The organism is Pseudarthrobacter xylosi (assembly GCF_055412765.1).
The window spans coordinates 21361-33826 of the sequence record NZ_JBVAYT010000008.1 but is presented as its reverse complement, the minus strand read 5'-3'; the positions used below and the strand labels follow the sequence as shown (position 1 = coordinate 33826).

Sequence of the window (12466 nt, the reverse complement as noted above, 5' to 3'; positions counted from 1 at the left end):
CACAGGCAAGTGTCCCGGGATCAGGCGCGGCCTGCTGCGCGGGCAGGGCTCAGGTAGAAGGTGAGTCGGAACTTACCGATCTGGACTTCGTTCCCGGACTTCAGCTCAACACTGTCGACGCGGTCATGGTTAACGTACGTGCCGTTGAGGCTGCCGGTATCCACCACTTCAAAGCTTCGCGCTGTGCGGCGGAATTCGACGTGGCGCCGCGATACGGTGACGTCATCGAGGAAGATGTCGGCGTCAGGATGACGGCCGGCCGTGGTGGTGTCCGTGTCAAGCAGGAAGCGGGCACCCGCATTCGGGCCGCTGTGGGCAACCAGGAGCGCGGAACCGGCCGGCAGTGCCTCCACGGATGAACGCTCGTCCATGGACAGCTTGGGGGCGATCGTGGGCTCGTCGGGGACGGGGGTGAGATGAATCGAGGTGGTCTCCGAAGCCCTGGCTGCACCTGTGCCGTGCTCGCCTTCGGCAGGGTCCTGTTCGTGGCCAACCATGGATTCCTCCTCTTTCGCTGCAGCTCTCACGCCTGCAATCAACATTTGCCCTGCGGATCCGCCTCGCGGATCCGTTACCGGGCCCGGATCCGGCCACTGACGTGCGAAGACGCCGTTTGGCCGGACCGGATGAACCCGTTAGCTTCAGCCTACCTGCTGTTCGTACTCGGATGCACTGAGCAAGGATTCCACGGCGTCTGCTTCGGCAAGCCGGATCTCGATCAGCCAGCCGTCGCCGTAAGGATCGGAGTTGATCAAAGCGGAATCGGTATCGAGGGATTCGTTGCGTGCAACGACCTCGCCGCTCACAGGAGCATAGATATCGCTGACGCTTTTGGTGGATTCGACCTCGCCAACTACTTCGTTGGCGGTGATTTTAGTACCCGCTTCCGGCAGCTGGGCGTAGACAACATCTCCGAGTGCGTCCTGCGCGAAGTCGGTGATGCCCACCCGGACCACGCCGTCGGCGCTCGGTGCGGATACCCACTCGTGCTCGGCAGTGTAGGACAGGTCTTCGGGAATGTTGCTCATCAGGGGCCTTTCATCGGGTCAATCACCAATGTCAACGGGGCCTGGAAAACAAGCCGCCGCTGAAAGTATAGGCACAACTCCACGGGCGTTCGAGGAGGATTCTGACATGATGAGACGCATGAGAACACACTCACAGGAATCGCCCGCAAAAAAGGCGAACTGGGCTGCGCGGATCATCCTCGTTGCGGCGGCGCTGGTGGTACTCGCCATCGCATACTTTGCTTTCGCGGCCATTCTCCCGGTCTGGTGGGCGAACGTTATCCGCAACCAGGTCCAGGGCAACCTTGGTGCGGGCATCCTGGTGGGAATGTTCTACGGGTTCGTTTTCACGTTCGTCCCCCTCCTGGTGGCCTGGCAGGCAACCCGCAAATCCGTGGGCTGGCCCTGGAAGCTAGCCATCCTCCTCGCCGCTGTGGCCCTCGCGTCCCCAAATCTACTGACCGCCGGAATCATGTTCGGCAGCTCGCAGGCCGCCCACAACGGACAGCGGATCCTTGGCACCGAGGCCACCTGGTTCCCCATGTGGACGCAGATCTCAGCCATCGCCGCCGCTGTCATCTTTGTGGTTGGCCTGGTCCTGTGGAGGGTCTGGCGGCAGCGCGGCAAAAAGATGAAGGCGCTTAAGAAGGCAGATGCCGAGCGCTCCCTGGCGGCGAAGGCGGCCAATGACCCTGCGGCCAGCTCGCCTGTCCCTGAGGCACGGGCCGCCACCCACAGCCAGACTCACCGCAGGTAAGCCGTGCCGGAGCTACCTGAGGTTGCAGGCCTGGCCGGTTTCCTGGACGAGCACCTGCGCGGGGCGGTGGTACGAAAGATCCAGATCGTCTCCTTTGCCGTGCTGAAGACGGCGGATCCGCCCTTCACCGCGTTGGAGAACTGCACCATCCGCGGCGTCAGCCGGTTCGGAAAGTTTGTCAGCCTTGACACCGACGGGCCTTCGTTTGTCTTCCACCTCGCCCGGGCAGGGTGGGTCCGTTTCACGGACTCCCCCACCGGCACCCAGCTCCGGCTGGGAAAGGGCTACATCGCTGCCCGGCTGGCGTTCAGCGGTCCGGACGGTGCCCATGGCATGGATCTCACGGAGGCGGGGACCAAAAAGAGTCTGGCCGTGTACGTGGTGCGCGATCCCCAGGATGTGCCGGGCATCGCGACCCTCGGGCCGGACCCGTTCAGCGCAGCGTTCGACGCGGACATGCTGGCGGAAATTCTGGGCTCCACGTCCCAGCAGATCAAAGGCGTCCTGCGGAGCCAGAGCGTGATCGCAGGGATCGGGAACGCCTACAGCGACGAGATCCTCCATGCTGCACGGATCTCTCCCTTTGCCACAGCCAAGTCCTTGGACCGCGACACAGTGCAGGTGCTGTACGACGCCATCCACAGCGTGCTCGGAACTGCCCTGGCCGAAGCCGAGGGCAAGCCACCCAACGAGCTCAAGGACGTCAAACGCAGCCACATGCGGGTCCATGCCCGGACCGGCGAGGCGTGCCCGGTGTGCGGCGACACAGTCCGGGAGGTGTCGTTCGCCGATACGTCCCTGCAGTACTGTCCCACGTGCCAGACAAAGGGGAAGATCCTGGCGGACCGCAGGACGTCGAAGTTCCTGAAATAGGCAGGGTGACGAAACCCGACGGAACGTCTAACAGGACGGCACAAAACGGAAGCGTCCCGGAGAAAATTCTCCGGGACGCTTCTGTTTTGGTCGGGCTGACAGGATTTGAACCTGCGACCCCTTGACCCCCAGTCAAGTGCGCTACCAAGCTGCGCTACAGCCCGTTAGTTCCGCCGTTCTCCGCTGCGTTTACTCCTGATGTTAGCCAGGATTTCAACTCAGCAGTCCGGCCGAACCACCTTGAAAAGCTTACACGATTCCGGAGGGTGCAAGTGACACTTTGCCGCCTGCACGCCGCCGGCGTGTCCTAATTAACGCTTCTTGCCACGCTTTTCGCGGACGCGCATGTTGACCTCGATGGGCGTGCCCTCGAAACCGAACGTTTCGCGCAGCCTGCGGGTGATAAAGCGGCGGTAGCCCGGGTCCAGGAATCCGGTGGTAAACAGCACAAATTTCGGCGGCCGGCTGGACGCCTGCGTGCCGTACAGGATGCGCGGCTGCTTTCCGCCACGGACCGGGTGCGGGTGCGCCGCCACAAGCTCGCCGAGGAAGGCATTGAGCTTGCCGGTGGGGATGCGCCGGTCCCAGTTCTCCAAGGCCAGGTCCAGGGCCGGAACCAAGCGGTCCTTGTGCCAGCCGGTCAGCGCGGAAATGTTGACCCGCGGTGCCCAGGCCACGTGGGCCAGGTCCTGCTCGATTTCGCGCTCCAGGTAGGTGCGGCGTTCGTCGTCCAGCAGGTCCCATTTGTTGAACGCCAGCACCAGGGCGCGGCCCGACTCGATGGCCAGCTGCAGGATGCGGACGTCCTGCTCGCTGAGGACTTCATCAACGGCGAGAAGAACGACGGCGACCTCCGCCTTCTCGAGCGCTGCCTGCGTCCGGAGGGAGGCGTAGTAGTCGGCGCCCTGTGCCATGTGCTGGCGGCGGCGGATGCCCGCCGTGTCCACAAAGCGCCACGTGCGGTCGCCGAGTTCAATGAACTCATCCACCGGATCACGGGTGGTGCCGGCAGTGTTGTCCACTACGACACGCTCGGAACCTGCCAGCTTGTTCAGCAGTGATGATTTGCCCACGTTCGGGCGTCCGATCAGTGCGATGCGGCGGGGTCCGCCCGAGCGTTCCAGGCCCTCAATCGTGGAGAACTCCGGCAGGGTGTCCATCACGTGGTCCAGGAGGTCGGCAACGCCGCGTCCGTGCAGGGCCGAGACGGGGTAAGGCTCGCCGAAGCCGAGGCCCCACAGGGTGGCGGAGTCCGCTTCCTGGGCGAAGTCGTCCACCTTATTGGCCACCATGATGACCGGCTTCTTGCTGCGGCGGAGCATCTTCATGACACCCTCGTCCGTTGCAGTGGCGCCCACCGCGGAGTCGACGACGAAGAGCACGGCGTCAGCCATTTCTACGGCCATTTCCGCCTGCTCGGCCACCCGGGCGTGGATGCCGCGGGCATCGTGCTCCCAGCCGCCGGTGTCCACGACCGTGAAGTTGCGCCCGTTCCAGTGTGCGGAGTACATCACCCGGTCCCGCGTCACGCCGGGAGTATCCTCGACCACTGCCTCGCGGCGGCCCAGGATACGGTTCACAAGGGTGGATTTGCCCACGTTGGGACGGCCGATGATAGCAAGCACCGGATCGAGCTTGACCGGACCGTCAAAGTCCTCGTCGTCGAACTCCCCGCTCAGTAGGGCGGCGTCTTCATCGTCGAGCTCGTAGTCGGCCAGGCCGGCGCGGAGCGACGCGGCGCGCAGCTCCGCTTCGTCGTCGTCCAGGGCTGCCAGCCGCTCGGCCACCTGGTCCGTGCCGGTGGGCGTGTATTCGTCTTCGCCGGCGCCGGAGTGGCCGGAGGTTTGAGTCGTATCGCTCATTGCACTTTCCTTAGTGGTCATCTGCCGGCGTCCCGGCTACTGCTGTGAAGTTCGTGCGGAAATCCGCGTGGGGCAAAGGCTGCCCACTGTGTTGGATGGTCTCTTGGACGTGCCCCGCCAGCGCAGCGCGGATTTCCATTCCCGCCCTGTCCATTGAAGCACGGCCCGTTTCGCCGGGGTTTCGGCTGAGGGTCAGTGCGTTGCCGAAGCTGACATGGAACCGCCGCCCCGGCCTGGGTACTGTGTCGAGATGTTCGTTGCCCGTCCGGGTGCCGAGGATCGCCACGGGAACCACCGGGGCGCCAGAGTTCAGCGCCAGCCAGGCCACCCCGTTGTTGATGTCCGTTGCCGCACCGCTCCCCCGCGTACCTTCCGGAAGAATCCCGATGCAACGGCCGGCGTCGAGCATGTTTTTGCCCAGCAGCAGCGCTGCCCGGTCCCCGGAGCGGTCCACCGGCAGCTGGCCGGAAGCCCGGAGGACCCGGCCCAACAGACCCTTGAACATCTCCTTCTTGACCAGGATGTGCATGGGACGCGGCGACGCGCCGAACATCACCGGCCCGTCCAGGAAACTGATGTGGTTGCCGGCGAAGATCACCGGCCCGCCTGTAGGCACGTTGTCCCGGCCACTGACGGACGTCCGGTACACCACATGGTCAAGGAGCCAGCCGACCGGCCGGCTCCATGTCATGGTCCAGCCGGAGGGAAGACGCGCGCCGCCGTCAGTCACGGTTAAGCACCTTCGTAACGATCACGAGCGCCGCGTCCACGGTCTCGGCGAAGTCCAGATCGGACGAATCAAGGGTGACCACACCGTCGGCAGCCTGGGTGAAGTTCACCACCGTGGAATCCTTGGCGTCCCGCTGGGTGACCTGGGCGGCGAGCTGCTCCGCATTCTGCGTGCCGCCCAGCTGGATGCCGCGGCGGCGAAGCCGGGCTTCCTCACTGGCCGTCAGCAGCATGCGGACTTCAGCGCCCGGCGCGACGACGGTGGTAATGTCCCGGCCCTCCACCACGATGCGGCGGTGGTGCTTTTCAATAAGCTCACGCTGCCGGCGGATCAGTTCGGTCCGCGCACCTAGGGTGGTGGCCACCGTACTGACCGCCGAAGAAATTGCCGGTTCGCGGATGGCGTCCGTGACGTCAGCCCCGTCCACGCGCACGTAGTCCTCCCGCGGTGTGGTGCTCAGTTCCAGGACCAGGTCCCGGGCGGCCTGCTCCACGGCGGCGGCGTCACTGAGGTCGATTCCGGTGGTGACGCAGAACCAGGTCAGGGCCCGGTACATGGCGCCCGTGTCCAGGTAGGCAAGGTGCAGCCGGCGGGCCACTTCCTTGCTCACGCTGGACTTGCCGGAGCCTGACGGCCCGTCGATGGCAACCACCAGGGGCCTGCCGACGCGCAAGGCCGGAAGGGTGTCAAGAAGTTCTTGTGTCATTACTGCAATACCCGCCATCCGCGGTCGTTGAGTGCTTCGATCAGATGGTCATGCTTGTTCGGCAGCACGGACAGTTCCACCATGCCCACGTTCTGGCCCGAGGAATGGTCCAGCCGCAGGTCTTCCACGTTCACGCCGATCTCACCGATTTCGGTGAGGAGCTGCGCGATCTGTCCTGGCCGGTCATCAACCAGGACCGTGAGCCAGGAGTAGGCCTGCGGCGGCCCACCGTGCTTGCCCGGGATACGGGCCTGCCCGGCATTGCCTTCGCTGATCAGCTGGGCCAGGTCAAGCCTGGCGCCCGGCGCCAAGGGTTCCTCGAGCGTGCCGATGAGCCTGTTCAGATCCTCGCGGACCCCGTAAAGGATTTCCACGACCTTCCCCGCGTTGCCGCCCAGGATCTGGACCCACAGCGTGGGATCGCTGGCGGCGATCCGCGTGACGTCCCGCAGCCCGTTGCCGGCAAGGGACAGCGCGTGAAGCGGCGTCCCCTGCAGCCGGCTGGCCAGCAGCGAGGACATGATCTGGGGCAGGTGCGACACCAAAGCCACGGCTTCGTCGTGTTCGTCGGCAGTGAACTGGGAAACCACAGCTCCCAGGTCGGCCGCCAGGGAGCGCGCGGTCTGCACGGCCGCCGCGGATGACTCCGGGCCCGGGCAAACCACCCACGGCATGGACGTGAAAAGCTCGCCGCGGGCCGCAACCGGCCCGGACTTTTCGCGCCCGGCCATCGGATGGGTGCCCACATAGCGGGTGAGGTCCGCGCCGCGGCCGCGCAACTCCGCCAGGATGGCGGCCTTGACGCTGGCGATGTCAACCACCACGGAATCCGGGTAGTTGGCAAGCGCACGGGCCACGACGTCGGCGGTCACGTCGGGCGGTGCTGCCACTACCACAAGCTCCGGTGCCCCGTCCCCGAGTTGGTCCAGGGGCTGGCCGGCACCGATATCAACGGCCACCGCCTGGTTGGTCGGCGACGGATCAAACAGGAACACGGGCACGCCGCGTCCACGCAGGCCCAGCCCGATGCTGGCACCGAGCAGGCCGGTGCCAATCACCACGACCGGCCCGTTAAGGTGTCCCCGCCCGTGGGAGCGAAATGCGGACATGCCTCAGAGTCCTACGGATGCCAGCAGGTGGCCGACTTCCTGCTTGCCAAGGTTGCGGATGCTTCCCTGGCGCTGGTCGCCCAGGCCGATGGGGCCCACCTTGACGCGCACCAGGCGCAGGACCGGAAATCCGACGGCATCGAACAAACGCCGGACAATCCGGTTCTTGCCCGAATGAAGGATGACTTCGATCAACACGTGGCCCGGAGTGGAGTCCACCAGCTTGAAGGAGTCAACGGAGGCAAATCCATCCTCAAGTTCCACACCTTCCCGGAGCTGGGCGCCGACTCCCTGCGGGAACGGACCACGGACCTGGACCAGGTACGTCTTGGGAACCTCGTAGGACGGGTGGGTCAGCCGGTTGGCCAGTTCGCCGTCGTTCGTCAGCAGCAGCAGACCCTCGGTGGCGACGTCCAGCCGGCCAACGTGGAACAAGCGTTCGCCTTGGTGGGTCTTCCGCACAAAATCGCTGATGCAGGGACGGCCGTCGGGGTCCTCCATGGTGGACACCACGCCCTTGGGCTTGTTGAAGACCATGTACACGAGGTTTTCATCCAGCTGGATGCGCAGGCCATCAACGTGGATGACCGCTGTCTTGGGGTCAATGCGGACACCAAGCTCGGTGACCACCTGGCCGTCGACTTCCACCCGGCCTTCGGAGATCATCTCTTCGCAGACGCGGCGCGAAGCCACGCCGGCCTGGGCCATGACCTTCTGCAGGCGAGTGCCATCGGCGTCGTGCATTTCAGACTGCGGAACGGAACCGCGGGGTCCGCGCTTGCGGGCAGGTTTCCGCACGGGGCCAAGGTTCTGGCCGAAACGTTCGCTGCCAAACGCGCGTGAGGCCGCGGCTCCGGGCTTGCCGGTGCGTGGCTTGGGCTTGAGTGCGCCCGGGGTGCCGGGAGCTTTGTTGGCGCCCGGCTTGCGGGCGGCAGGCTTGCGCGCCGAGGCGCTGGCAGCGGGCTTCCAGTCGGAGGCACCGCGGCTGGCCGGCGGCGACGCCGGAGCATCGCCCGGATCCACAAATGGCTCCTCGCGCGGCCTCGGGGCCTTGTACGGCCGGTCCCCGCCGCCGAATCCGGCGTTACGCTTGCCGGCGCCGGCGCGGAAACCGCCGCCTGCCGTGCTCGGGCGGCCGCTGCCGCCCTGTGCAGGGTTACGGCTGGCGCCACCCTGCGCCGGATTACGGCTGGCGCCGCCCTGTCCGGCATTGCGTTCTGAACTGTTACGTCCCGAACTGTTACGTGGTGAACCCTGGCGTCCCGCCTGTGTCATGACCCGTCCTTCGTTATTTGGCCGGCTGGTTGTCCAAGAACAACCCTAGCCAGCCATGCAGAAATTATCTGCCCTTATGAATATTCGTGTGCGCACGCGGGATTTCCCGCCTACATTCTGTCGGCGTCGTAGAACTCCGCGATCCCCTCAAGCCCCGGAAGATGGGGTGAAAGCTGGGGCAGTTCCGCTACGGAGCCGATTCCCATGCGTTCCAGGAAATACGACGTGGTCCGGTAGAGGATGGCTCCCGACTCAGGATCATGTCCCGAATCTTCGATCAGCCCGCGCTGCGTCAATGTCCGTACGACAGAATCGACATTGACTCCTCGAATTGCAGACACCCTGGCCCTGGAGACGGGCTGGCGGTATGCGATGACAGCCAGTGTTTCCAGAGCCGCCTGCGTGAGCCTGGCCGTCTGACCCTCAAGCACAAACCGTCCGACAATTTCGGCGAAGTCTGCGCGGGAGTAGATCCGCCAGCCACCGGCGATGTTCCGCAATTCGAAACCCCGGGGGGTGGCACTGAAACCAGCATCGCTGGCACGGTCCACGTCCGGGGCTTTAACAGTATAGCCGCTATACTCCCGCTGCAGTTCCGCCAACAGCTCCTCGACGACGGCGACGGTCAGGTTAAGCCCGCTGGCCAGCTCAGTAGCACTGGCCGGTTGGTCCAGGACCATCAGGACCGCCTCCAGTGCAGCCTTGGCACCGCCGGGCAAATCCCGGACGTCCGTGCCCGGCTCCGCCCCAGGCTCCGGAAGTTCTTGGCTCACGACAGTTCCTCGTATTCTTCGCTTAGGTTTTCGGTTGACCAGTCCCGGCCATCCACTGCCCAGTGCACGGTGAGATCGCCCAGCGGCGATACCTGGTCAAAGGACACTGCCCTGTCCCGGAACATCTCCAGCAAGGCCAGGAACCTGGCCACCACCACGAGCGTGGAATCGGCGTCGGCGATCAGCGCACGGAAAGTCAGGGGCTTCCCCAACTGGAGCCGGAGCCCCAGGATCTCGGCCTGTTCCTTCACGCTGACGGTACTGCCGTGCAGATGGGCAAGGCCCACCTCCGTGGGCCTTGGCGTCCTGGGCTTCAGGGCTGACTCTGCCAGGCGGGCGAACTGCTCCGGCGAGTGCTTCCACACGAGTTCCGGAAGCATGGCGGCAAAATGCTCCTCCAAGGCAACCTGACGTGGAAACCGGCTGGCTTCCTGTTCCAGGGTTCCAGCCATCAGGGCCGCCACCTGTTTGAACGCCTTGTATTGGAGAAGCCTCGCAAAAAGGAGGTCCCGCGCTTCCAGCAGGGCGATGTCCTCATCGTCCTCGACTTCACCGGCAGGCAGGAGCCGAGCCGCCTTGAGGTCCAGGAGGGTGGCGGCGATGACCAGGAATTCACTGGCTTCATCCAGCGCCCATTCCTCGCCGAGCTTCTGGAGCTTCCTGATGTACTTGATGAACTCATCAGTGACGGTGGCGATGGCCACCTCGGTAATATCCAGCTGATGCTTGGCGATCAGGCCGAGCAAAAGGTCGAACGGGCCGGTGAAGTTGGCCAGCCGCACCTCAAAGCCGGGTTTGGACTCGGCCACGGCGTGGCTAGGGTGCGCCGCCGCGCGAAATCAGCTCTTTGGCCAGGCGGCGGTAGGCATCGGCGCCGATGTGGCTACCTGCGTAGCTGGTGATCGGCTCGGCCGCGACGGTGGCGTCCGCGAACTTGATGGAGCGTTTGATGACGGTCTCGAAGACTTTGTCACCGAAGGCTTCCACTAGGCGGGTGATGACTTCGCGGCTGTGGAGCGTACGGGCGTCGTACATTGTGGCCAGGACACCATCAACCTGCAGGCCGGGGTTCAGCCGGTCTTGGACTTTGTCGATGGTTTCCACCAGCAGGGCTACTGCCCGTAGTGCGAAAAACTCGCAGATCAGCGGGATGATCACGCCGTGGGCGGCGGTCAGTGCGTTGACTGTCAGCAGACCCAGTGAGGGCTGGCAGTCAATCAGGACGACGTCGTAATCGTCTTCCACTTTTTTCAGGGCCCTGTCCAGGACCTGCTCACGGGCTACTTCGTTGACCAGCTGCACTTCTGCGGCGGAGAGGTCGATGTTGGCCGGCAGCAGGTCCACGTTTTCGACGCCGGTCTGGTGGATGGCGTCGCGGATGTCCACCTTGCGGTCCATGAGGACGTTGTAGACCGTCAGGTCCAGTTCGTGCGGGTTGATGCCGAGGCCCGCGGACAGAGCACCCTGCGGATCGAAGTCCACCAGCAGTACCTTGCGGCCGTATTCGGCAAGCGCCGCTGCCAGGTTGATGGTGGACGTGGTCTTACCGACGCCGCCCTTTTGGTTGACCATGGCGATCACGCGCGCGGGACCGTGGGACGACAGCGGGGCTGGTTCAGGAAATTCACGGTGGGGGCGCCCGGTGGGACCCATCACGGCGTCTTCCAGATCGAGTTCCGTGCCTTCCAGAGTTGCCGAACCCTGTTCGCTGCTCACGTATCTATCCACACTTTCGATGACGGTGATTTCCTGCCGCTGGAGCTCCAGCGCCGATCCTGCTTTCACCCTAGGCTACAGGCCCCGACACGGTATTTGAGGGAACTTGACTTTGGGCGGATTCTGAGCCTTTACCTTCTAGTAGAGGTCGAAGGTTGGGCCGCCGCACGCAGGAACCGCCCGCACAGCCGGGGCTGTGCGGGCGGTGGTTGCACCTCGTCAGGTCCGCGGGTCAGGCATGCGCCGGCTCCGCGGCGGTGCCGGATGTGGTTCCCATGCGGTCGCCGTGGCCGGCCATCATGGTCTGCTCATCAAAGGGCAGCTGTCCGGAGAGGACCCGTTCAACCTGCCCGCCGTCGATCTCTTTCACCCAGGTGCCGATCAGGACGGTGGCGACGGCGTTGCCGGTGAAGTTGGTCAGTGCGCGGGCCTCGGACATAAAGCGGTCGATGCCGACAATCATGCCCACGCCACCCAGCAGTTGGGGCGCGTGCGCTTGGAGACCGGCGGCCAGGGTTGCCAGGCCGGCACCGGTCACGCCCGCGGCGCCCTTCGAAGCAATGATCATGAAGATCAGCAGGGAAATCTGGGCTCCGAGATCCATCGGCGTACCCATCGCGTTCGCCACGAACAGCGACGCCATGGTCAGGTAGATGGCGGTGCCGTCCAGGTTGAAGGAGTAACCGGTAGGCACGGTGACGCCCACGACGGGCTTGGAGACGCCCAGGTGTTCCATCTTGGCGATGAGCCGCGGAAGCGCGGCTTCCGAAGAGGACGTAGAGAAGATCAGCAGATACTCGCGGGCCAAGTACTTCATCAGCTTGAAGATGTTCACTCCGGCAACCACCTGCAGGAGTCCGCCGAGGATGACCACGATGAACAGTGCGCACGTGATGTAGAACGCCACCATCAGGGTTAACATGCTCACGATCGCCTGGAAGCCGGTGGCGCCGACCACCGCGGCGATGGCGCCGAAGGCACCCACGGGGGCCAGCCACATGATCATGATCAGGATGCGGAACACCACGGCCTGGCCGTAGCCGATTGCCCTCAGGATCGGGGCGCCCTGCGGGCCCATCTTCTGCAGTGCGAAGCCGACCAGGATCGCGGCGAGCAGCGTTGGCAGCACGGGGATGTCACCGGGGATGATTCCGAGCAGGAAATCGACCGTACTGTCCGTAGCAGCCTTCTTGTTAGGGTCGTACGGCGTGAGGTTCAGGCCTTCGCCCGGGTGGATGAGGTTGCCAACCACCAGGCCGATGGCCAAGGCGAAGGTGGACATGACGACGAAATAGCCCAAGGCCAAGCCACCCACCTTACCCACAGTGGCGGCTTTGGCGATGGAACCGATGCCCAGGACGATGGTGCAGAAGATGATGGGGCCGATCATCATCTTGATGAGCTTGATGAAGCCGTCCCCGAGCGGCTTCAGTGATTTGCCGACCTCGGGGAACAGCAGTCCGACGACGGCGCCCAGGATCACGGCAGCTATAACTGCCATGTAAAGGTAGTGGGATTTGTCCAGGCCCTTGCGGGCGGCCTTTGCAGGCGCTGCTGACTCTCCTCGTTGAGAAGCCATGATGTGTCTCCTTCTATGGATAATCTGATAGACGCTGCGGCAAAGTCTCTGGGCCCATCGCGTCGGTCCGGTGTGATAT

The 12466-nt window shown here is 64.4% G+C and carries 13 protein-coding genes and 1 tRNA gene; 2 read left to right on the top strand and 12 right to left on the bottom strand.

Translation table 11 applies throughout. The annotated features are described in order from the left end of the window. Nucleotides 1-20: 20 nt before the first annotated feature. Both ACZY1F_RS16230 and gcvH read right to left on the bottom strand, forming a co-directional pair. A complete protein-coding gene (locus ACZY1F_RS16230) occupies nt 21-497 on the bottom strand; it encodes an FHA domain-containing protein (protein WP_463943033.1) in 477 nt (158 codons plus the stop codon). Nucleotides 498-641: 144 nt separating this feature from the next. Continuing rightward, nucleotides 642-1028, bottom strand: coding sequence for a glycine cleavage system protein GcvH (gene gcvH, locus ACZY1F_RS16225; protein ID WP_463943032.1), 387 nt, complete (start codon nt 1026-1028; stop codon nt 642-644). Nucleotides 1029-1146: 118 nt separating this feature from the next. On the opposite strand from gcvH, the gene ACZY1F_RS16220 reads away from it, so the two are divergent. Further along, on the top strand, nt 1147-1764 hold the full coding sequence (locus ACZY1F_RS16220) for a hypothetical protein (protein WP_463943030.1): 618 nt from the start codon (nt 1147-1149) through the stop codon (nt 1762-1764). 3 nt (nt 1765-1767) lie between these two features. Next, the gene (locus ACZY1F_RS16215) at nt 1768-2637 is read left to right on the top strand and encodes an Fpg/Nei family DNA glycosylase (protein WP_463943028.1); all 870 of its coding nucleotides are present in this window, start codon (nt 1768-1770) and stop codon (nt 2635-2637) included. 87 nt (nt 2638-2724) lie between these two features. On the opposite strand, the gene ACZY1F_RS16210 is transcribed toward ACZY1F_RS16215, so the two are convergent. From ACZY1F_RS16210 to ACZY1F_RS16165, 10 genes are all read right to left on the bottom strand, one after another. Continuing rightward, a tRNA-Pro gene (locus ACZY1F_RS16210) sits at nt 2725-2801 on the bottom strand. Nucleotides 2802-2948: 147 nt separating this feature from the next. Next, the gene (gene der / locus ACZY1F_RS16205) at nt 2949-4499 is read right to left on the bottom strand and encodes a ribosome biogenesis GTPase Der (RefSeq protein WP_193340025.1); all 1551 of its coding nucleotides are present in this window, start codon (nt 4497-4499) and stop codon (nt 2949-2951) included. A 10-nt stretch (nt 4500-4509) separates the two neighbouring features. Beyond that, a complete protein-coding gene (locus ACZY1F_RS16200) occupies nt 4510-5190 on the bottom strand; it encodes a lysophospholipid acyltransferase family protein (protein ID WP_463943292.1) in 681 nt (226 codons plus the stop codon). Between the two features lie 31 nt (nt 5191-5221). After that, nucleotides 5222-5935, bottom strand: a complete 714-nt coding sequence (cmk, locus tag ACZY1F_RS16195) for a (d)CMP kinase (RefSeq protein ID WP_463913239.1) — start codon at nt 5933-5935, stop codon at nt 5222-5224. Then, a complete protein-coding gene (locus tag ACZY1F_RS16190) occupies nt 5935-7044 on the bottom strand; it encodes a prephenate dehydrogenase (RefSeq protein WP_463943027.1) in 1110 nt (369 codons plus the stop codon). Before ACZY1F_RS16190 ends, cmk begins: the two co-directional genes overlap by 1 nt. 3 nt (nt 7045-7047) lie before the next feature. Next, entirely contained in the window at nt 7048-8319 is a 1272-nt protein-coding gene (locus tag ACZY1F_RS16185) for a pseudouridine synthase (protein ID WP_463943025.1), read from the bottom strand. A gap of 110 nt (nt 8320-8429) precedes the next feature. Beyond that, nucleotides 8430-9092, bottom strand: coding sequence for an SMC-Scp complex subunit ScpB (gene scpB / locus ACZY1F_RS16180; RefSeq protein WP_463943023.1), 663 nt, complete (start codon nt 9090-9092; stop codon nt 8430-8432). Beyond that, nucleotides 9089-9901 (bottom strand): segregation and condensation protein A, encoded by an 813-nt coding sequence (locus tag ACZY1F_RS16175; protein WP_463943021.1) that lies wholly within the window; start codon nt 9899-9901, stop codon nt 9089-9091. The genes scpB and ACZY1F_RS16175 overlap by 4 nt, the downstream gene beginning before the upstream one ends. A 7-nt stretch (nt 9902-9908) precedes the next feature. Next, nucleotides 9909-10808 carry a ParA family protein gene (locus tag ACZY1F_RS16170; protein ID WP_282330569.1) on the bottom strand — a complete coding sequence of 300 codons (900 nt, stop codon included), beginning with the start codon at nt 10806-10808 and terminating at the stop codon, nt 9909-9911. 232 nt (nt 10809-11040) lie between these two features. Beyond that, nucleotides 11041-12387: a cation:dicarboxylate symporter family transporter gene (locus ACZY1F_RS16165; protein WP_463943020.1), complete on the bottom strand. Its 1347-nt coding sequence runs from the start codon at nt 12385-12387 to the stop codon at nt 11041-11043. Nucleotides 12388-12466 lie beyond the last annotated feature (79 nt).

Excerpts from the sequence above, each read along its gene's own strand:
- ACZY1F_RS16230 (WP_463943033.1), bottom strand. The coding sequence starts at position 497 with ATGGTTGGCCACGAACAGGACCCTGCCGAAGGCGAGCACGGCACAGGT.
- gcvH (WP_463943032.1), bottom strand. The coding sequence starts at position 1,028 with ATGAGCAACATTCCCGAAGACCTGTCCTACACTGCCGAGCACGAGTGG.
- ACZY1F_RS16220 (WP_463943030.1), top strand. The coding sequence starts at position 1,147 with ATGAGAACACACTCACAGGAATCGCCCGCAAAAAAGGCGAACTGGGCT.
- der (WP_193340025.1), bottom strand. The coding sequence starts at position 4,499 with ATGAGCGATACGACTCAAACCTCCGGCCACTCCGGCGCCGGCGAAGAC.
- ACZY1F_RS16200 (WP_463943292.1), bottom strand. The coding sequence starts at position 5,190 with ATGACATGGAGCCGGCCGGTCGGCTGGCTCCTTGACCATGTGGTGTAC.
- cmk (WP_463913239.1), bottom strand. The coding sequence starts at position 5,935 with ATGACACAAGAACTTCTTGACACCCTTCCGGCCTTGCGCGTCGGCAGG.
- ACZY1F_RS16190 (WP_463943027.1), bottom strand. The coding sequence starts at position 7,044 with ATGTCCGCATTTCGCTCCCACGGGCGGGGACACCTTAACGGGCCGGTC.
- ACZY1F_RS16185 (WP_463943025.1), bottom strand. The coding sequence starts at position 8,319 with ATGACACAGGCGGGACGCCAGGGTTCACCACGTAACAGTTCGGGACGT.
- ACZY1F_RS16165 (WP_463943020.1), bottom strand. The coding sequence starts at position 12,387 with ATGGCTTCTCAACGAGGAGAGTCAGCAGCGCCTGCAAAGGCCGCCCGC.